This window comes from Lacibacterium aquatile (genome assembly GCF_042683105.1).
In the GTDB taxonomy this organism is placed as follows: domain Bacteria; phylum Pseudomonadota; class Alphaproteobacteria; order Elsterales; family Elsteraceae; genus Lacibacterium; species Lacibacterium aquatile.
On the sequence record NZ_JBHUIP010000014.1, the window covers coordinates 238,183 to 258,250 of the forward strand.

At 59.8% G+C, this 20,068-nt stretch carries 18 protein-coding genes; 6 read left to right on the forward strand and 12 right to left on the reverse strand.

Annotated elements, in window-relative coordinates; translation table 11 throughout:
- The first annotated feature begins 9 nt into the window (after positions 1-9).
- The 3 genes from trxB (at position 10) to ACFSM5_RS18255 (ending at position 2,488) form a co-directional block, all read left to right on the forward strand.
- On the forward strand, positions 10-975 hold the full coding sequence (trxB, locus tag ACFSM5_RS18245) for a thioredoxin-disulfide reductase (RefSeq protein ID WP_379877989.1): 966 nt from the start codon (positions 10-12) through the stop codon (positions 973-975).
- A 57-nt stretch (positions 976-1,032) separates the two neighbouring features.
- Positions 1,033-1,920 carry a LysR family transcriptional regulator gene (locus ACFSM5_RS18250; RefSeq protein WP_379877990.1) on the forward strand — a complete coding sequence of 296 codons (888 nt, stop codon included), beginning with the start codon at positions 1,033-1,035 and terminating at the stop codon, positions 1,918-1,920.
- Between the two features lie 67 nt (positions 1,921-1,987).
- The gene (locus tag ACFSM5_RS18255; protein ID WP_379877991.1) at positions 1,988-2,488 is read left to right on the forward strand and encodes a hypothetical protein; all 501 of its coding nucleotides are present in this window, start codon (positions 1,988-1,990) and stop codon (positions 2,486-2,488) included.
- A gap of 413 nt (positions 2,489-2,901) precedes the next feature.
- Here the strand turns inward: ACFSM5_RS18255 and ACFSM5_RS18260 are convergent, their stop codons facing one another.
- From ACFSM5_RS18260 to ACFSM5_RS18295, 8 genes are all read right to left on the reverse strand, one after another.
- Positions 2,902-3,630: a DNA helicase gene (locus ACFSM5_RS18260; protein WP_379877992.1), complete on the reverse strand. Its 729-nt coding sequence runs from the start codon at positions 3,628-3,630 to the stop codon at positions 2,902-2,904.
- 220 nt (positions 3,631-3,850) lie between these two features.
- Positions 3,851-4,063: a YgdI/YgdR family lipoprotein gene (locus ACFSM5_RS18265; RefSeq protein WP_379877993.1), complete on the reverse strand. Its 213-nt coding sequence runs from the start codon at positions 4,061-4,063 to the stop codon at positions 3,851-3,853.
- Between the two features lie 154 nt (positions 4,064-4,217).
- The gene (locus ACFSM5_RS18270; protein WP_379877994.1) at positions 4,218-4,985 is read right to left on the reverse strand and encodes a substrate-binding periplasmic protein; all 768 of its coding nucleotides are present in this window, start codon (positions 4,983-4,985) and stop codon (positions 4,218-4,220) included.
- A gap of 208 nt (positions 4,986-5,193) precedes the next feature.
- Positions 5,194-6,294 carry a redox-regulated ATPase YchF gene (ychF, locus tag ACFSM5_RS18275; protein ID WP_379877995.1) on the reverse strand — a complete coding sequence of 367 codons (1,101 nt, stop codon included), beginning with the start codon at positions 6,292-6,294 and terminating at the stop codon, positions 5,194-5,196.
- A gap of 20 nt (positions 6,295-6,314) precedes the next feature.
- Entirely contained in the window at positions 6,315-7,997 is a 1,683-nt protein-coding gene (gene ettA / locus ACFSM5_RS18280; protein WP_379877996.1) for an energy-dependent translational throttle protein EttA, read from the reverse strand.
- 68 nt (positions 7,998-8,065) lie between these two features.
- Positions 8,066-9,652, reverse strand: coding sequence for an MFS transporter (locus ACFSM5_RS18285; protein ID WP_379877997.1), 1,587 nt, complete (start codon positions 9,650-9,652; stop codon positions 8,066-8,068).
- Between the two features lie 113 nt (positions 9,653-9,765).
- Complete coding sequence (locus ACFSM5_RS18290; RefSeq protein ID WP_379877998.1) at positions 9,766-11,376, reverse strand: MFS transporter; 1,611 nt, start codon at positions 11,374-11,376, stop codon at positions 9,766-9,768.
- Positions 11,377-11,651: 275 nt separating this feature from the next.
- Positions 11,652-12,185, reverse strand: a complete 534-nt coding sequence (locus tag ACFSM5_RS18295; RefSeq protein WP_379877999.1) for a hypothetical protein — start codon at positions 12,183-12,185, stop codon at positions 11,652-11,654.
- A 409-nt stretch (positions 12,186-12,594) separates the two neighbouring features.
- On the opposite strand from ACFSM5_RS18295, the gene ACFSM5_RS18300 reads away from it, so the two are divergent.
- Positions 12,595-13,023: a PAS domain-containing protein gene (locus tag ACFSM5_RS18300; protein ID WP_379878000.1), complete on the forward strand. Its 429-nt coding sequence runs from the start codon at positions 12,595-12,597 to the stop codon at positions 13,021-13,023.
- Positions 13,024-13,030: 7 nt separating this feature from the next.
- Here ACFSM5_RS18300 and ACFSM5_RS18305 read toward each other — a convergent pair whose 3' ends face one another.
- From ACFSM5_RS18305 to lptF, 4 genes are read right to left on the reverse strand one after another with little or no spacing between them, the layout of a single operon-like run.
- Positions 13,031-13,966 (reverse strand): AEC family transporter, encoded by a 936-nt coding sequence (locus ACFSM5_RS18305; RefSeq protein ID WP_379878001.1) that lies wholly within the window; start codon positions 13,964-13,966, stop codon positions 13,031-13,033.
- Between the two features lie 14 nt (positions 13,967-13,980).
- Positions 13,981-15,633 (reverse strand): NAD+ synthase, encoded by a 1,653-nt coding sequence (locus ACFSM5_RS18310; RefSeq protein ID WP_379878002.1) that lies wholly within the window; start codon positions 15,631-15,633, stop codon positions 13,981-13,983.
- 4 nt (positions 15,634-15,637) lie between these two features.
- Positions 15,638-16,735 (reverse strand): LPS export ABC transporter permease LptG, encoded by a 1,098-nt coding sequence (lptG, locus tag ACFSM5_RS18315; protein ID WP_379878003.1) that lies wholly within the window; start codon positions 16,733-16,735, stop codon positions 15,638-15,640.
- Positions 16,732-17,850: an LPS export ABC transporter permease LptF gene (gene lptF, locus ACFSM5_RS18320; RefSeq protein ID WP_379878004.1), complete on the reverse strand. Its 1,119-nt coding sequence runs from the start codon at positions 17,848-17,850 to the stop codon at positions 16,732-16,734. The genes lptG and lptF overlap by 4 nt, the downstream gene beginning before the upstream one ends.
- Before the next feature lie 188 nt (positions 17,851-18,038).
- On the opposite strand from lptF, the gene gmd reads away from it, so the two are divergent.
- Both gmd and fcl read left to right on the forward strand, forming a co-directional pair.
- Complete coding sequence (gene gmd / locus ACFSM5_RS18325; RefSeq protein ID WP_379878005.1) at positions 18,039-19,085, forward strand: GDP-mannose 4,6-dehydratase; 1,047 nt, start codon at positions 18,039-18,041, stop codon at positions 19,083-19,085.
- On the forward strand, positions 19,060-20,025 hold the full coding sequence (gene fcl / locus ACFSM5_RS18330) for a GDP-L-fucose synthase (RefSeq protein WP_379878006.1): 966 nt from the start codon (positions 19,060-19,062) through the stop codon (positions 20,023-20,025). The genes gmd and fcl overlap by 26 nt, the downstream gene beginning before the upstream one ends.
- The last annotated feature ends 43 nt before the right edge of the window (positions 20,026-20,068 follow it).

Consider the following 20,068-nt stretch of genomic DNA (forward strand, 5'->3'; position numbering starts at 1 on the left):
AGTTTTTGCATGGCTCAGCAGCGCCATACCCGCGTTTTGATTATTGGTGCAGGCCCCGCGGGCTATACGGCTGCCATTTATGCAGCGCGTGCGAACCTGAAGCCTTTGCTGCTGACCGGCATGACGCCGGGCGGGCAATTGACCATTACGACCGACGTCGAAAACTACCCCGGCTTTGCCGATGTCATCCAGGGCCCCTGGCTGATGGAACAGATGCAGAAGCAGGCGGAGCATGTGGGGACTGAAGTCGGGTATGACCTGATCGTGGATCTGGATGTGTCCAAGCGCCCGTTCGTGGCGACCGGAGATAGCGGCACGATCTATACCGCCGATGCGATCATCATCTGCACGGGCGCCCAGGCAAAATGGCTGGGGCTGCCGGAAGAAGAAGGTCTGCGCGGCGCGGGCGTGTCGGCCTGCGCGACCTGCGACGGTTTCTTCTTCAAGCAGAAGACGGTGGCGGTGATCGGCGGTGGCAATACGGCGGTCGAAGAGGCGCTGTATCTGACCCACCATGCGGACAAGGTGTATCTGGTCCATCGCCGCGACACCCTGCGGTCGGAAAAGATCCTGCAGGATCGTCTGTTCGCTAATCCGAAAATCGAGGTGATCTGGAACCATCGGGTGGCAGAGATCATCGCCGAAGGTCAGCCGCGCGCGGTGACGGCGCTGCGTCTGGAATCCACGACTGGTGGCGCCGAGCGTCTGCTACCGGTCGACGGGGCCTTTGTCGCCATTGGCCACCAGCCGGCGACCGAAGTCTTCAAGGGCAAGGTCGAGCTGGATAGCGAAGGCTATGTCGTGACCAAGCCGGATTCGACCGCAACCAACGTGCCGGGCATCTTCGCGGCAGGGGACGTCAAGGACAAGATCTTCCGGCAGGCAGTCACGGCAGCGGGTATGGGCTGCATGAGTGCGCTGGAAGTTGAAAAATATCTTGCGGGCCTGCCTGTCGTCGCGGCTGCGGCGGAATAATTCAAGCGTAACCAGGGTCAAGATGCCGGGCGAACCGGCTATCGGGAGGTAAAAGTGATGGATTGGGACAAACTGCGGGTGTTTCTGGCGGTTGCCGAGGCAGGAAGCTTCACCCATGCGGGTGAGTCCCTGAACCTGTCGCAGTCGGCGGTCAGCCGGCAGATCAGCGGTCTGGAAGACAGTCTTTCTGTGCCGCTGTTCCACCGTCACGCCCGTGGCCTGATCCTCACCGAACAGGGTGAGCTGCTCTATCGCACCACCAAGGAAATCTTCGCCAAGCTCGCGATGGCCGAGGCGATGCTGAACGAAAGCAAGGACCGCCCGAAAGGCCCCCTGAAGGTCACGACTACGGTGACTTTCGGGTCGACCTGGCTTGCCCCGCGTCTCAACGAGTTCCTGGAACTGCATCCCGACATCACGCTGACGCTGGTGCTGGACGATGACGAGCTTGATTTGTCGATGCGCGAGGCCGATGTGGCGATCCGCATGACGGTGCCGCGCCAGGGTGACCTGATCCAGCGCCACCTGACGACTTTCCATTTCCATCTCTATGCCTCGCCGGGTTACCTCAAGAAGCACGGTACGCCCAAGGATGTGGCGGAACTCGCGAATCATCGCCTGATCTCCTATGGCGACACGATGCATCCGCCGTTCCCCGAGGTGAACTGGGTCCTGCGTGCTGGTGGCAACGACTTCAACAGCCGCTCGGTCCTGAAGGTGAACAACTTCTACGCCATCGGGCGCGCCGTGCAGGCGGGCCTGGGGATCGCAGCGCTGCCGGACTATATGATCCACGAAGACCCCAGCCTGGTGCGTCTGCTGCCGGATCTGGAAGTGCCGTCGGTTCCAGCATACTTCGTCTATCCCGAGGAACTGCGCAATTCTAAGCGCATCTCGGTTCTGCGCGACTTCCTGCTGCGCAAGGTGGCGAGCCACGCCTTCTAGGGTGTGGATCGAACAAGCGTTTGAAAGGGCCGCGCATCGTCGCGGCCCTTTTTAATAGGCATCCTCTATGAAGCTTACCCCGTTCCTGCTGATTGCCAGTGTTCTGCTCCCTATCTCTCAGGCGATTTCGCAGGAGAGGGTGATCGAGGAGACTGGCTTCGGGCCGCTGCGGATCGGCATGAGCATGGCGGAGCTCGATGCTCTGGGGCTGGACGTGCGATATGGTGAGCCGGATCAAGGTGAGGTCGGTGACTATTGCACCGAGACCGGGATCGGTAAGCTCGATCTGGGAGCCATTGTTGAAGGTCGTGTTCTAGCCCGTGTGTACTTCTGGGATGCGACTTATGCCACAGGGGCCGGTATCCGGGTCGGGCATACGGAACAGCAGGTCCGGGACGCTTATGGGGATGCTCTGACGGTCAAGCCCCATGCCTATACAAACGGCAGTTATCTTTTCAAGCTGAACGACCAGGGCGTTGGACTTGTTTTTGAAACCGACCGTGGGATTGTTTCCGGCATCAGTATCGGTAAGCTGCCAGCCATTCGCTATATCGAAGGTTGCTCATAAGTGACCGAAAGCGTTACGAAAACTCGCGAAAAGCGTGTTTGACGTAGCTGAGCAACAGCTCCTTTCTTGAGCAAATGCTGCCCAGGCATGCGGCAGATGCAACCCAGAACCAGAAAAATGACCCTGGAAACACGGGGCTAGAATACCTATTTCTTAGATGTTGGTTGTTGCATCGCAACAATCTGGTCGGGCTCCCTCCCGGCCGAGGGTTTCTAGATTGAACCCTCATCTCCCAGACGTGAAGCCTCCCTGTTTAACTTGCCGGGCCTTGTGCCCGGCAATTTTTTTGTCTGATTAATCGATTGAGACGGAATTATGTCATATCCGCTTCATTATCGATGATTGTCGAAAACTGTATGTCGCAGATGAAATGCGACATGTAGCCGGGTTTCATCTGCGCTCTAATGGATAGATCAGGCGGAAAGGTTGGCCTGGAAGCGAACCTGGCCCTTGTTCAGAAACCAGGCTTTGCTGAACAGTGAAAGATCGACCGGATTGGGCAGTCGGATATCTGAAAGATCGGGGCAGGGCTTGGCGGCCGAATCATAGGAGCGGTCGATCTGGGAGATGAACGCGAAGATCACGCCACTGGTCTTGGCGAAAGCGGCCAGGGCGCCGACCTGGGCTGAGAGGGGTGGGGTGTCGCGCCGCTGGTCGAGCAGTTGCAGATAATCGACAACCACCAGCGTTCCTGGAGCGGCGTTTGCCAGCTTGCCGATGATATGGTCGGCACTGATCCCGTCGGACCCGTCGAAATCGAACAGCTCCTCGAAAGGTCGCAGGCCCGCACCAATAGCGCGGAACCGCTCCAGCACATCAGCCTTGGTATATTCCAGCGTGAAAAAGTGGCATCGATGTCCCGCCTTCATCGCCTCCACGGCCAGCTTCAGACTCATCAGAGTCTTGCCCTGGCTCGGTCGTGCCCCGATCAGCAGCATATCGCCGGGGGAGAGGCGGGAGAAGAGACGAGCGGATGGCATATCGGTTGCCGCTTTGGTCGCCCGAAGGGCCAGTAGACTCCAGGCCGGGAAGCCTTCCTGGACGGCGATGCGATCGAGGGCAGCGTGCAGAGGTAAAGCCTCTGCCTTGGCCAATAGCTTGGCCTTGCGCTTCAGTTGATACAGGGGCGCGGAGAGCGTCATGAAAGGAACCTCCTATCGCGAGCGGAAATCTCGCAACCCCTCCTTATGCAAGCGCTCGGAACAGTCGGTCCGATGTCGAAATGCCCTGCATGACAATGCTTCCCCGATTGGAGGGGGGAGGCGTAGGCGCGCCTTGAGCAATTTATAACTCAAGGTAGCGCTAAAAAGCAAAAGCGAGGCAGGTGCCTCGCTTTTTGGGTCGGATCAATCTTCGAACCGATCAGCGTTCGACGATCTGCACGACCTGATCCTTATTGATGCTGACGCGGCGGCCATCGGCATCCTTATATTCCATCATGCCGGTTTTCTTGTCCAGTTCGGGCTTGCTGTAGGCCGTGATCATCGTGCCGTTCTGCGTGCTGATCAGATATTGCGAGCTGCCGCAGGCGGCCAGCAGCAGCGAAGAGAGAATGAGTGCGGCGCGCAGGGCCATCGGTATCTTTTCCTTATCCAAAGCCAGCTTCCCCAATATCTGCCAAAGCTTGGCGGGGAAATGTGGTCAGAAGATAGTCGAGAGGTGGGCGACCCTGCCAGAAGGAAGACGGGGCGTGGCAAATTGCGTCACCACGCCCTGGTGAGGGGCGATCCTATTCGAGGATGATCGCGTATTTCTCGGCGATCTTTGTGAGCTCGCCGCTCTGCTTCAGGCTGCGCAGACCATCATCAAGCGCCTTCATATAGTCCGGTGTTGTCGGCTTGGTGGGGGCGAAGGCGTAGAAGAGTTTGAAAGGCGGCAGCATCTGCTTGGAGGCGGGCTTGACCTCCAGCTTATCGGCAAAGCCCTCATTCTTGATGCGGTGGTTCAGGGCCACGATATCGTCGATCACGAGATCGGTGCGGTTAGCCTCCAGCTTCAGGAAGATCTGCTTTAGCGGATCGTCGCCGGTATTGATGTCAAACGCCTTGGGATTGGCGGTGATCATCGCGTCGATCTCGGTACCATAGGTATAGCCGGGAATGACGCTCAGTTTCTTGCCCTGGAGGTCGGCGACGCTATCAAGCTTCAGACCCGCCCCTTTGCGTTGGGCGATGCCATAGACGGAGGTGCCGAAGGGAACCTCGTTCTGCAGTAGTTTGCCATTGTTGCCCTCGGCGACGGTCGCAACGATATCGAGTTCGCCATATTCGGCCATCTGAATGGCGCGGGTATAGGGGATTTCCTTGAACTCGAGTTTGTATCCCTTCAGCGCCACGGCCTTGGCTGCGGCTTCGATGATCGCGCCTGGGTTCGCTTTGTCGCTGCAGATATAGGGGCACCAGAGATCGCTGGCGATGGTGACGGTCTGGGCGCTGGCGCCTTGCGTGAAAGCTGCCATCGTGATGGCGGGCAACGCCATTAGCCAATTGGTCTTCATTTGCTCTTCTCACAATCAAATTTAATAACATCCGAATAGAATCGCGAGTATTCGGGTGTTTTATTAAAAACATAAATATAGTTTTAGGTCATTACATTGGGTAATGATCTATATTGTAATAAATTATTATCAACATTCTCGGCCGCGCACATAAAAAAAGCTCAGTCCCCAATCGAGGACTGAGCTCCCGTAAAGCCGATAGGAAAGGCTAGACGTTGAAGCGGAAGTGGAAGATATCGCCGTCGTTGACGAGGTATTCCTTGCCTTCCAGGCGCATCTTGCCTGCTTCCTTTGCACCCGCTTCGCCATTGCAGGCGATGAAGTCGTCATAGGCAATGGTTTCAGCACGGATGAAACCATGTTCAAAGTCTGTGTGGATCACGCCGGCGGCTTCCGGAGCCTTGGCACCAGCACGAACCGTCCAGGCGCGGGCTTCTTTGGGGCCGACCGTGAAGAAGGTCAGCAGACCCAGCAGGCCGTAACCGACGCGGATGACGCGCGAGAGGCCGGTTTCCTCAAGGCCCAGGGTCTCCAGGAACTCGTTCTTTTCCTCATCCGTGCTCAGCTGCGCCACTTCGGCTTCGATCGCGGCGGAGATGATGACGGCGCGGGCGCCTTCCTTCTCGGCCATTGCGAAGACCTTCTCGGAGAAGGCATTGCCGGTGGCTGCTTCACCTTCGGCGACGTTGCAGACATAGAGAACCGGCTTGGCGGTTAGAAGCTGCAGCATCTTGGCGATCTTGAGGTCGTCGCCCTCGAACTTGACCGTGCGGGCGGGCTTGCCATCGCGCAGCGCTGCCAGGATCGGATTGATGACGGCCAGAGTCGCGGTCGCTTCCTTGTCGCCCGAACGCAGGCGCTTGGAGAGCGTGTTCTCGCGCTTTTCCAGGCTCTCGAGGTCGGCGAGCATCAGTTCGGTTTCGACCGTCTCGGCATCGCGTACAGGATCGACGCTGCCTTCGACGTGGGTGATGTCGCCGTCTTCAAAGCAGCGCAGCACATGGACGATGGCGTCCACTTCGCGGATGTTGGCCAGGAACTGGTTGCCCAGACCTTCACCCTTGGAGGCGCCCCGGACGAGACCGGCGATATCGACGAACTCAAGTTGAGTCGGGATGATCTTGGCCGACTTGCCGATGGCGGCAATCTTGTCCAAGCGCTTGTCGGGAACGCCGACGATGCCTGTATTCGGCTCGATCGTGCAGAAGGGATAATTCGCTGCCTGCGCCGCGACGGTGGCGGTCAGGGCGTTGAAAAGTGTGGACTTGCCGACGTTCGGCAGGCCGACGATGCCGCAGTTGAAACCCATGTCTCTCTATTCCTTGGAAATTAGCTGCGGACCAGCGGCTTGTATTTGATGCGATGGGGCTGGTCGGCGTCGGCGCCCAGACGGCGCTTCTTGTCGGCCTCATAGTCCCCATAGTTGCCTTCGAAGAAGACGACCTGGCTGTCGCCTTCGAACGCCATGATGTGGGTGGCGATGCGGTCCAGGAACCAGCGATCATGGCTGATGACCACGGCGCAGCCGGGGAAGTCCAACAGGGCTTCTTCCAGGGCGCGCAGGGTATCGACGTCCAGATCGTTGGTCGGTTCGTCGAGCAGCAGGACGTTCGCGCCGGTCTTCAGCATCTTGGCCATGTGAACGCGGTTGCGCTCACCGCCCGACAGCATGCCGACCTTCTTCTGCTGGTCGGGACCACGGAAGTTGAAGAGCGCGCAATAGGCGCGGCTCGGCATCTTGCGGCGGCCCAGATCGATTTCATCGGCCCCGCCCGAGATTTCTTCCCAGACGGTCTTGTTGGCGTCGAGGGCATCGCGGCTCTGATCGACATAACCTAGCGTCACGGTCTCGCCGACCTTGAAGGTGCCTTCTTCGGGCTTTTCCGAGCCGGTGATCATGCGGAAGAGGGTGGTCTTACCGGCACCGTTCGGACCGATGACACCCACGATGCCGCCCGGCGGCAAGCGGAAGGACACATCGTCCATCAGCAGCTTGTCGCCGAAGCCCTTGCGCAGATGTTCCGCCTCGATCACGACGCCACCCAGACGCGGGCCGGGCGGAATGACGATCTGCGCGGTTTCCGGTGCCTTCTCAAGGCTTTCGGCCAGCAGCGACTCATAGGCGGAAATACGCGCCTTGGACTTGGATTGGCGGGCTTTGGGCGACTGGCGCACCCAATCCAGCTCGCGCTCCAGGGTCTTCTGGCGGGCGTCTTCCTGCTTGCCTTCCTGGGCAAGGCGCTTCTGCTTGTCTTCCAGCCAGCCCGAGTAGTTCCCCTCGAACGGGTAACCGGTGCCGCGGTCGACTTCCAGGATCCATTCGGCGACTTCATCCAGGAAGTAGCGATCATGGGTCACGGCAACGACGGTGCCCTTATATTCGGCCAGGAAGCGTTCCAGCCAGGCGACGCTTTCGGCATCGAGATGGTTGGTCGGTTCGTCGAGCAGCAGCAGGTCAGGCTTTTCCAGCAGCAGACGGCAGAGCGCAACGCGGCGGCGCTCACCACCCGACAGCTTGGTCACATCGGCATCGCCCGGCGGGCAGCGCAGGGCGTCCATGGCGATTTCGACGGTACGGTCGAGATCCCAGCCGTCGACGGCGTCGATCTTTTCCTGCAGTTCGCCCTGTTCGGCGATCAGGTCATTCATCTGATCGTCGGTCAGCTCCTCGCCAAAGCGCGCGCTGACTTCTTCGAAACGGGTCATGATCGCCTTGATCTCGGCGACGCCTTCCATGACGTTTTCGAACACGGTTTTCTTGGGGTCGAGCTCGGGTTCCTGCGACAGATAGCCGACCTTGGCGCCCTCGGCAGCCCAGGCTTCGCCACCATATTCCTTGTCGAGGCCGGCCATGATCTTCATCAGGGTCGACTTACCGGCACCGTTCGGGCCGATGACGCCGATCTTTGCGCCGGGCAGGAAGGAGAGCCAGATGTTATCCAGCGTCTTTTTGCCGCCCGGATAGATCTTCGATAGGCCCTTCATCACATAGACGTATTGATATGCAGCCATCGCCCTCAAATCCCGCTTAAATCATGATTGCGGGAGGGTATAGCGTGCATGGGGCCGAACGCCAAGCGCTACCGGGCCAAGTCCCGATCCTTTGTCTCCCGAATGGCGATCAGACTGACCGCGACCGTGAAGACCGCGACCACGATCGGATACCAGAGTCCGTAATAGAGATCGCCCGTCTGCACGACCAGGGCAAAGGCGATGAAGGGCAAAAAGCCGCCAAACCAGCCATTACCCAGGTGATAGGGCAGGGACATCGAGGTATAGCGGATGCGGGTGGGGAACAGCTCGACCAGAAACGCGGCAATCGGCCCATAGACCATGGCGACATAGAGCATCAGCAGCGACAGCAGGGCGACTACGGCCGGGCGGTCGATCTGTTTGGGGTCGGCCACGGCGGGATAACCGGCCTCCGCCAGGGCATGTTCGAGTTCTTCTTCGTTGAAGCCTGCCAGTGATCTGGAGCCAATCCGGATCTCCAGCGCGTCCCCCGGTTCGACGCGATAGCCGATCCCGGCCCGGCTCAGGTAGTCCCGCGCCATATCGCAGGGCGTTTCCGGGGCGGTCATATAAAAGGTCGTGCAGGTGCCGCCTCCGATGAGCGTGACGGGCGAAATGGCGAGCGCTCGCGCCAAGGCCGGATTGGCGGCATGGGTCAGCGACTGGAAGATCGGAATGCAGGTTGCCGCGCAGAGCAGACAGCCCGCGATCATGATCGGCTTGCGCCCAACCTTGTCAGAGAGCCAACCGAAAAAGAGGAACAGCGGCGTCGACATCAGCAACGTAAAGGCGATCAGCGGATAGGCTGCCTCATAATCCATCTTCAGCGTGTTCTGCATGAAAAACAGCGCATAAAACTGGCCCGTATACCAGACAACGCCCTGGCCTGCGGTTGCACCGAGCAACGCAATCAGAACACCCTTCAGATTTTTCCAACGGGCGAAACTCTCTGTCAGGGGATTGCGCGAGGTGCGACCCTGAGCTTGGAGCTCGGTAAAAAGGGGAGACTCTTTCAACTGTAGTCGGATGTAGGTTGAAATCGCCAGCAGTGCCACTGAGGCCAGGAAGGGAATGCGCCATCCCCAGACTTTGAAATCCTCGTCTCCAATCACCTGACGGCAGACATAGATGACGGCAAGCGACAGGAAGAAACCAAGCGTTGCCGTGGTCTGAATCCAGCTCGTATGCAGCCCCCGGCGCCCGGCGGGCGCATGTTCGGCGACATAGGTGGCGGCCCCGCCATACTCTCCACCCAAGGCTAGCCCCTGAGCGAGGCGGAGCAGCATCAGAAGAGCGGGGGCCCAGAGACCGATCTGGTCGTAGGTGGGCAGCAACCCGACGGCGGCGGTGGAAACCCCCATCACCAGGATGGTCAGCAGAAACGCGTGTTTGCGCCCGACGATATCGCCCAGGCGACCAAAAACCAGCGCGCCGAACGGACGCACGGCAAAACCCGCCCCAAAGGTCGCGAGGCTGGCCAGGAAAGCGGCTGTCTCGTTCCCCGGCGGGAAAAACAGGGCGCCGAAAAAGATCGCCAGCGACCCATAGAGATAGAAGTCATACCACTCGAACACGGTCCCCAGGGACGCAGCCAGAATAACCCGACGCTGTTCCCCCGGCCGCACGGCGGCGGTTCTCAGTCCAATACTCGCCATCTGTCTTTGGCGTTCCTCAACGATCGACGACGTGAATAAAGGTCGGGGCGGCGGATCATCAGACCCGTCGCCCCGAGTTTATCGCTCCAGTGCCCGAAGGCTACCGATAGCTGTTAGTCGTCGATACGGTTGTTCTTGGTTTCCGGCAGGAAGAGCGCGCCAATCACGAAGCAGATCGAGGCGATCACGATCGGATACCAGAGGCCGTAGTAGATATCGCCTGTCATCGCCACAAGGGCGAAGGAGACCGGCGGCAGGAAGCCACCGAACCAGCCGTTACCGATATGGTAAGGCAGCGACATCGAGGTATAGCGGATGCGGGTCGGGAACAATTCGACCAGCAAGGCCGCGATCGGGCCATAGACCATGGTGACATAGATCACGAGGATCGTGAGCAGTGCCAGCGTGGCGCCATAGTTGATCTTTGCCTTGTCGGCTGCGGCCGGATAGCCGGCGGCCTTGATAGCGGCGGAGATCTGAGCTGCGTCGAAGCCCTGGATGGTGGTCGCGCCGATCTTGACGACCGTCGGGGTGCCAGCCGGAGCCGCTTCGTTGGTATATTCGACCGAAGCGCGCGACAGGGCACCACGGGCACGGTCGCAGTCGGTGGTGAAGGTCGCTGTACCAACCGGGTTGAACTGGAAGTTACAGGTGGCCGGGTCGGCAAGAATGACCGTCTTGGTGTTTTGCTGTGCGGCGGCCAGATCCGGGTTGGCGAACTTGGTCAGGCCTTGGAAAATCGGGAAGTAGGTCACGATGGCCAGGGCCATGCCCGCCATGATGATCCACTTACGGCCAATCTTATCCGACAGCCAGCCGAACAGCAGGAAGAACGGCGTGCCGATCAGCAGCGAGCCCGCGATCAGGTAGTTGGCAGTTTCGCCATCGACCTTGAGCGTCTGGGTCATGAAGAACAGGGCGTAGAACTGACCGGTGTACCAGACAACGGCCTGACCCATCACCGCGCCGAAGAGGGCGAGGAGAACGACCTTCATGTTGCGCCACTGGCCGAATGCCTCGGTCAGCGGAGCCTTGGAGTGCTTTCCTTCGGCCTTCATGCGCTTGAAGGTCGGGCTTTCTTCCAGCTTCAGACGGATCCAGACCGAGATGCCGAGCAGCACGATCGAGACCAGGAACGGAATGCGCCAACCCCACGCCTTGAAGGCGTCTTCGCCGAGCGTCTTGCGGATGAACAGAATGACGACCAGCGACAGGAACAGGCCCATCGTTGCCGTGGTCTGAATCCAGGCCGTGTGAAGGCCGCGTTTGCCATGGGGGGCATGTTCGGCGACGTAGGTTGCTGCGCCGCCATATTCACCGCCGAGCGCCAGACCTTGCAGCAGGCGCAGGATGATGAGGATGATCGGGGCCAGAATGCCGATCGAGGCGTAGTTCGGCAGCAGGCCGACGCCAAAGGTCGACACACCCATGATCAGGATGGTGACGAGGAAGGTATATTTGCGGCCGACCAGATCGCCGAGGCGACCGAAGACGATGGCGCCGAAGGGGCGCACCGCGAAACCGGCGGCGAAAGCCAGCAGCGCGAAGACGAAGGCTGCTGTTTCATTGACGCCGGAAAAGAACTGGGCTGCGATGAAGGGGGCTAGCGAGCCGTACAGATAAAAATCGTACCACTCGAAGACCGTACCCAGAGACGACGCGACAATGACGCGACGCTCTGCTTTCTTGTCGGGAGCACCCGACTGCATCGTTGTGCTGGACATTTCCGTTCCCCTGTTGCGTTCGACCTTTATCAGCCGAACGGCCGCAAGTCGTTATTCGCCTTCTAATTCTCGTTTTAAGAGAGAATCGGGCAAAAAAAACGATAGCTGGGGCGGACTCAGGGCGCCATCACTAAATGTGGCGAATTCTGGGTAATATTGTCGCAGTTTTTTGTCGCGGTGCGACAGATTCGCCAAGGCATAACCGGCGGAAAGGCGGAAAAAAAGCCGGAAAGAAGCAGGGCTTCGTCCGGCTTTTGGGTGACGTACTATCGGGCTCAGCCGGGCAGGGCGCCGACCACATGCTCCAGATACGCGAAGGCGCCGCGTTCGAGCGAGGCGAAGGACAGCGCGAGAAACTTGTCCTGCTTGTTCCGGCGAACCACTGACAGGCGGCAATCGAACCAGCGATCCGATTTGTCGAAGCGGAAAGCCGCATTGAAGGACATGCCGACTTCCAGGTCGCCGTTGTATTTCTGCACGACCACACCGCCGGTGCACCATTCCGACGTTTCATAGAAGTCAGACATGATGCGGACGATCAGCATGGGCGACGAGCGTCGGGGTAATTTCGGGCGCGGACCCGATCTGCCTGCCGCCTGCTGGGGAGCTCCGTCGAACCGTCCGGCGACACCCTTCAGGCGCTGCGGGCCGGTTGGGGCGGGGGTGTCGGGCTGGGCGGCCTTGGTTTTGTTTTTCTCTTCGATACGAAAGCGTTCGGCAGCTTCAAGCGTTCGTTCGACACGCTCCCGCTTTAGGCGTTCTTCCCGCCGGATCGAGACGACTTCGAAGATGGAGCGGACAAACCCCATACGTTCCTCTGGTGCGAGGGCGGATGGGATCAGATTGGAGCGATGCGGTTTCTGAATGGTGTTCGCTGCTTCTGTCATGAGGGCGAGGTTAAAAAACCAACGGGTAGTGGGGCAACTGTAAATCCCCCCAGCGCGGTTTGACCATGCTTATCGTTATCTTCGATTGTCAAAAACATATGTATTACAACTAATTTTATTAGTATTGAATCTATATTAACTAACGATATTAAGTAATATCATTGGGTTACGGGGCATGCTGCTTTTCTCGGTTTTTCTTGACGGGTTAAAGGGTGCGTGACAATGATTGTCTACATTTTGTTAAAATCAGAGCGTTAAGTCAGACGTGGACGGACCTTTCCCGCCGGTAGCAATCGAGACCGCCCTGCCAACCGATGGAAGTCCGGCGGCTTTGCTCCTGCGTCATTGGCGCCAGCGTGCGGAAGCGGTCGGACGGTTGATGCCCAGCCGCAAGGATATGCACCCCGAGGAACTGCCGGTCGATCTGCCGTCCGTTCTGCTGGTGGATGTGCTGACGGGCAGCCCGCGGTATCGCTATCGTCTGGTTGGGACACGTGAGGTTGAAGCCCGCGGTTTCAATCCTACCGGCCATGCAGTCGAAACGCATTTTTACGGCGCGCCTTTGGCGACCGTTCTGCGCCTCTATGATACGGTGGTTGCCCGCCGGGCGCCCCTGCATATGGAATACCCCATCCCGGTGCGCCGCTTCGCAGCCGCCCTGGAACATGCCAATCTCTATCTGCCGCTGTCACGCGATGGCGAGGCGGTTGATATGATCATGGTCTATTCGGATTATAGCTCCGTGATCGATTACCGCTGACTGCCCATCAGTGGGCAAAGAGCGCGATCAGCAGACTTACCGTCGGCACCGACAGGATCGTTGAAACCAGGATCGTCGCACTCGTCTGGGCAACCAGCCTATCATATTGCTGTGCCAGCACGAAGGCTCCGGCCCCGGTTGGAAGCGCGTTCAGCAGCAGCGCCACCTGGGCGGGCAGGCTGTTGAAGTCTGACAGGAACAGGATCGTGATGAAGGTTGCGACCGGTGCCACGATCAGCTTCAAGGCCGTAAGCCAGGTGACCTCGGGCAGTTCGTTGCCCAGCGGCTGAGCGGCCAGAAACATGCCGAGCGCAAACAGCGCGCAGGGGCTGGAGGCGGCGCCGAGCAGTTCCAGGAAGTTCTTCAACGGGATCGGCAGAGTGACATCGCCATAGGCGAGGGCCGCCCCAAGGGCTGGCGCCAGCATCAGCGGATTGCGGCAGACGACTTTCAGCACGCCGAAGATGGCCTTGAAGAAACCATCACTGGATCGCAGGTCGATCTCGATCCCCATGATGCCGAGACCGAACATGATCGAACCTGTCAGGATGGTCCCGGCGATGGCATAGGGCATCGCCTCTTCGCCAAAGGCCATAAGGACCAGCGGGATACCCATGTAACCGACGTTGGCGTAGATCGCCGATAGCGACTGGACGGACAGATCGGCAAGCCGCAGCCCCCAGGCCAGCCTGCCCCAGATCCAGACCAGCAGCAGGATCACTCCAAGCGGAAGGCAGAAGGGCACGAGGAAGGCCGGATCGACCACCCGCTCCAAAGGCGCCCGGAACATCACCAGGAACAGCAGCGAGGGCAGCGCGAACCAATAGACGAACTGATTGAGCGCTTGAGTGGAATTACCGCCCAGAAGCTTGAGTCGCGCTGCGAAGAAACCAGCCAGGATCAGCCCGAAGACCGGAAGCGCAACATTGAAGACAGCTTGCATAAGGGCGGTTTCTTTTAGCCGGGATAGCCGTTGGTGATGGGATAGCGGCGTTCCTTGCCAAAAGCCCGGCGGGTAAGCTTCACGCCCGGTGGTGCTTGACGACGCTTATATTCGGCGCGATCGAGCATCTGGCGAACCCGACGCACAGTCGCCTCATCTTCGCCAGCGGCGACCAGCTCGGCGACCGACTTCTCCCGCTCGACCAGGCCTTTCAGGATGGCATCCAGCCGGTCGTAGGGAGGCAGGCTGTCTTCGTCTTTCTGGTCTGGGCGCAGTTCGGCGGAGGGCGGCTTGGTAATCACGCGTTCCGGCATGACCGGGCCTTTGGGGCCTTTGAAGCCTTCCGCGCGATTTTCGTTTCGCCAGCGCGACAGGTCGAAGACCTTGGTCTTATAGAGATCCTTCAGCACCGCATAACCGCCGCACATGTCGCCATAGAGGGTGGCATAGCCGCAGCTCATCTCGGACTTATTGCCGGTGGAGAGCACCATATGGCCCAGCTTGTTGGAAAGCGCCATCAGGGTCAGGCCACGGGCGCGCGACTGGATGTTTTCTTCCGTGATATCGGCGGCACGCCCCTCGAACAGGGGGGCGAGCATGCCGTCGAAGGCCGCCATCGCGGGTTCGATGGAGATCTCGTCCAGGCGAATACCCAGGAACTTGGCGCAGGCCGCCGCGTCTTCCAGACTTTCCTGGCTGGTATAGGGCGAGGGCATCATGACCGCGCGCACCATGTCGGCACCGAGGGCATCGACGGCGATGGCAGCAGCAATGGCACTGTCGATACCACCGGACAGTCCGAGGATCACGCCGGGGAAGCGGTTTTTGCGCACATAATCGCCAAGACCAAAGACCATGGCCTGATACAGCTGCTCGTCATCCGACTGTTCGGGAGCGATAGGGCCGGGCGTGGTGCAGACCAGCTTGTCCTCGCTCGACCGCTCGAAACTGATCGTGGCAACGGCGGGGGCCCAGGACGGCAGGCGGCAGACCAGCTTGCGGTTATTGTCTAGGGCGAAGCTCGCGCCATCGAACACCAGCTCATCCTGGCCGCCGAGCTGATTGACATAGACCAGCGGCAGTCCGGTTTCGAAGATGCGCGACACGGCAATCGAGAGGCGCTCGTCGCCCTTGTCGTCCTCGAACGGGCTGCCGTTGGGGACGATGAGGATCTCGGCACCCGTCTCAGCCAGGGCCTCTGCGACATCGGGTTTCCAGAGATCCTCACAGATCAACACGCCCAGGCGATAACCCCGGAAGCTGATCGGACCCGGCAGGGGGCCTGGCGAAAAGACGCGCTTTTCGTCGAAGACACCATAGTTCGGCAGGTCATGCTTCAGACGCACAGCCTGGATCTCGCCCGCATCCAGCAGGACGACGACATTCCGGCGGGCGCCGTCGACTTCCATCGGTGTGCCGACCAGCAGGGCCGGGCCGCCGTCGAGCGTATCCTGGGCCAGATCCTCGATCGCCTTGCGACAGGCGGCCAGGAAAGCAGGCTTCAGCACCAGATCCTCGGGCGGATAGCCGGACAGGCACAGCTCGGGCAGGACCACAAGGTCCGCCTTCTGGGTGGCGGCTTCCGCGCGGGCCTTGCGGATCAGCGCAAGATTACCGGCGATATCGCCGACGGTCGGATTGATTTGGGCTAGGGCGAGTGCGAGCAAGATATCAGCCGTCCTCGAGGTAAAGCAAAAGGGTTACCCCCAACAGCGTGGAGACGCTGGCCGGAGCCCAGGCGGCAAGCGTGACCGGAATGGTCGCGCTCAGACCGAGGGCCTGTACCAGGTCGCTGAGGAAGTAGACGAGAAAACCCGCGCCGACACCGGCGGCGATCAATTGACCGATCCCACCGCGACGTTGGGGGCGCAGGGCGAAGGCGGCGGCGATAAGGACCATCGACGCCATCAGAACCGGCACGGCGAACTGGCTTTGCAGGTAAAGCCGATGGCGCAGTGCCGAAAAACCGGCCTTCTCCAGGCCCTCAATGAACGCAGGCAGCGCCCAGAAGGACATGGTTTCCGGTCGGGCAAAACTGTCCTGGATGCGGGCCAGGGTAAAGTCGGTCGGCAGTTCGACCACGCCGACATCCTGGGGTGGGCGCCCCTCGACTGCCGACCGCGCATCCTCAAGCACCCAGCGACCCGGGGACAGCAGGGCACGGGAGGCATCGAGCCGGGTGCGGAAAGACCCGTCCGGCTTGAACTGCAGGACCATGACGTCCGTCATGGTGCCGGTCAGGGCATCGATGGAGCCTGCATGGATAATCGCGCTGCCGTCGTCGTCGCCCTGGCGAAGCCACAGGCCGTTACCACCAGCAAGTGCAGCTTGATTGACCTGCCCGCGTAGGAGAACCGGCTCCAGTTGCTCATAGCGGGCGAAGGTCACGGAGGAGAATTCATTGACCAGCCCGACCTTCAGCACACCGACCAGCAGCGCCAGCAGGATGGCGGGACGCAGGAATTGCCAGACCGAAACGCCGACCGCCCGGGCCACCACCAGTTCGGAGGTGCGTGAGAGACGCCAGAAGGACATCAGGGCGGCAAAAAGCACGGCAAACGGCAGCAGCAACTGGGCGGTGTTGGGCAGTTTCAGCAGAGCCAGATGCAGGACCGACGTGAAGCTGGTTTCCGGTCTGGCGGCGGCGCGGCGCAGCAGTTCGACCAGATCGGCGGACAGAATGATCGCCGCCAGAATCCCGAAGAATAGCCCGAGCCAGACGATGAAGCTGCGCCCGATATAGCGCGAAAGGGTATAGCCGATGGTCATGCTGGAGCGACCGAGGAACGCCGGGTCGGCAATCGCGGGAAGCGACCTGTCGACAGGATATAGAAGGCAATGATCGTCGTAACGACCGGCAGCAGATAGAGCAGCGGCACGGCAGCTACATTGCGCCCCGCGAGGTTGGCGAGGCCAAAGCCCAGTCCCTGGATCGACGCAGCGATCACGGTTGCCAGCAAGACTCGCTTGGAAAAGCCGCGCCTGGAGTGTTCGCCCGCCAGCATCGCAGCCAAAGCGATCAGGACATACATGGGGGTGAAGAGGGGCCCGGCCAGCCGCTGATGGGCTTCTGTGCGATAAGCCGCTTGCTTGCGCGGATCCCGCACGGTCTGATCGTCAAAAAGCTCGTCGACATAAAGTTCGGTCGATTCCCGCTCACGCAAGGCAGGGGCGCCTGCGACCCGACCGATGTCGACGGCATAGCTGTCGAAATAGAGCAGAGAGACCCGGCCGTCTTTGCGGCTAAGCTCCTGACGGCTGCCGCCGACCATGGTCAGCCGCGGGCCGGTTGGAGTCGCAACCAGCGTCCCCTTGTCGGCCAGATATGTGGAAGGCCGGTCGGCGATCCGCTCATCATGGACGAGGATACCGGACAGATTGCCGCCTTCACCCTGGTTGCGCACGAAGAGCGTGACGCCCTTGTCGATCTGCGTGAAGACGCCTTCCTGGATAAGGAGGGCGGCGTAGGAATTGCGGATCTCGGCCTGCAGATCCTTGAAGGCGCGATAGCTGGTCGGCAGACCCCAGAGAGTGAGCCCATAGCCGATGCCGGTAAAGATCAGCATCATGATGAGGACCGGGCGTGCAATGCGGGCCGGTGACAAACCTATGGCACGCATGACCGGCAGCTCACTGTCACCCTGCATCTTCGCAAGCGCAAAAAGGATCGCGGCGAAGAGGGCGATGGGCAGAATCACGGTCAGAAAATTCGGCACGACCAGGGCCGAGATCTGCAAAAACGTGCCGACGGGCATACCGCGATTTAAGGTTAAGTCTATGAAACGCAAGGATTGCGTCAGCCAGATCGCGCTGGTCAGCGTCAACGCAATCGCGATGGTTGCGAGCGTCACCTGCCGGATAAGATAGAGGTCGAGCCTGGTCATCTTGGGGCCAAACTATAGATACCCATCCTGTGATCCGATAGTGCGTCGGACGCATGCCCGACCTTCGATTGCAGAAAATTAACCGCGCTTGCCGTGTTTTCGCCGCGTTTAAGCCTAGCCTTGATCGCGCCGGGCGATATACTCCGGCCCAAATTCATCCCTCTAACTATTGGATGCTTGATCAAAACATGAAGCGCGCGCTCATCACCGGCATTACCGGCCAGGACGGCTCCTATCTTACCGAGTTGTTGATCTCGAAAGGATATGAAGTTCACGGCATCATTCGTCGGGCTAGCCTCTTCAATACCGATCGCATCGATCATCTCTATTCGGATCCGCATAATGGCGGGGCCAAGATGGTGTTGCATTACGGCGATCTGGCCGACGGCACCGTGCTGCGCCGGGTCATCGAGACTGTGCAGCCGGACGAAATCTACAATCTCGGCGCCCAGAGCCATGTGAAGGTGTCTTTCGAGGCACCGGAATATACCGCTGACGTCGTCGGTTCGGGCACGCTCCGTCTGCTGGAAGCCATGCGTGACTATGCCGACCGTTCGGGCAAGCAGGTCCGCTTCTATCAGGCCGGTTCGTCGGAAATGTTCGGTGCGGCCAAGCCCCCGCAGTCCGAAGACACCGCTTTCTACCCGCGTTCGCCCTATGCGGCGGCCAAGGTCGCAGCCCATTGGTATGCAGTGAATTATCGCGAGGCTTATAACCTCTTCATCTGCAACGGCATCCTGTTCAATCACGAAAGCCCACGCCGCGGCGAAACCTTCGTGACCCGCAAGATCACCCGTGCCGTCGGCCGCATCAAACATGGCCTGCAGACCAAGCTGTATCTCGGCAATATGGACAGCAAGCGCGACTGGGGCTTTGCTGGCGATTACGTCGAGGCCATGTGGCTGATGCTGCAGCAGGAAAAGCCCGACGATTATGTCGTCGCCACCGGCGAGGCCTATTCGGTGAAGGAATTTGTCGAGCTGGCGTTCGGCAAGGCCGGCCTCGATTGGCAGAAATACGTGGAGATCGATCCGCGTTACTTCCGCCCGACCGAAGTGGATTACCTTCTGGGCGATCCGACCAAGTGCAAGACCAAGCTCAATTGGAAGCCCAAGACCAGCTTCGACCAGCTCGTCACCATGATGGTCGAGCAGGACGTGGATCTCGCCGCCCGCGAGAAGACCCTGATCGATGCAGGCTTCAAGGCCAATGGCGGGGCTGCTCGTCATGGCTAATGCAGGCATGGACAAGGACGCCCGCATCTTCGTTGCCGGTGCTCGCGGCCTCGTCGGCAGCGCGATTGTCCGTGCGCTGAAGAAGCAGGGCTATAAAAACGTCCTGGCGCCCTTCCGAAAGGACCTCGACCTTTCGGACCGGGCGGCGGTCGATTCCTGGTATGCCAGGGAAAAGCCGGAGTATGTGTTCGTCGCGGCCGCCAAGGTCGGCGGCATCATGGCGAACAACACCTATCCGGCCAGTTTCCTCTACGACAATCTGATCATTCAGAACAATGTCATCGACGGTGCCTATAAGGCAGGCGTCAAGAAGCTGGAATTCCTCGGTTCCTCCTGTATCTATCCCAAGCATGCGCCCCAGCCGATGAAGGAAGAACACCTCCTGACCGGCCCTTTGGAGCCGACCAATCAGCCCTATGCGATCGCCAAGATCGCGGGCATCGAAATGGTCAATTCCTACCGTCGCCAATATGGGATGAGCGGCATCTCTCTGATGCCGACCAACCTCTATGGTCCGGGCGATAATTACGATCTGCAGAACAGCCACGTGCTGCCCGCCCTGATCCGCAAGTTTCACGAAGCCAAGGAAGCTGGCGCGGCGAACGTGACGGTCTGGGGTACCGGCAGCCCGAAGCGCGAATTCCTGCATGCCGACGATCTGGCCGAGGCGGCGATCTATCTCATGAACACCTATGACGATAGCGAGATCGTCAATGTGGGCGTGGGCGAGGACGTCTCGATCAAGGAACTGGCCGAGATCGTGAAGAAGGTCGTGGGTTTCCAGGGCGAGCTGGTGTTCGACACCTCCAAGCCCGACGGCACGCCGCGCAAGCTGCTCGACGTTTCCCGCCTGTCCAAGCTGGGCTGGAAGGCCAAGATCTCGTTGGAAGAGGGCATTCGCTCGACCTATGAGACCTATAAAGAGACGCTGAAGGGCTGAGTTGTTCTTCAGGCGACATCTTGTCCGCGCCCTCTGGCGCCTG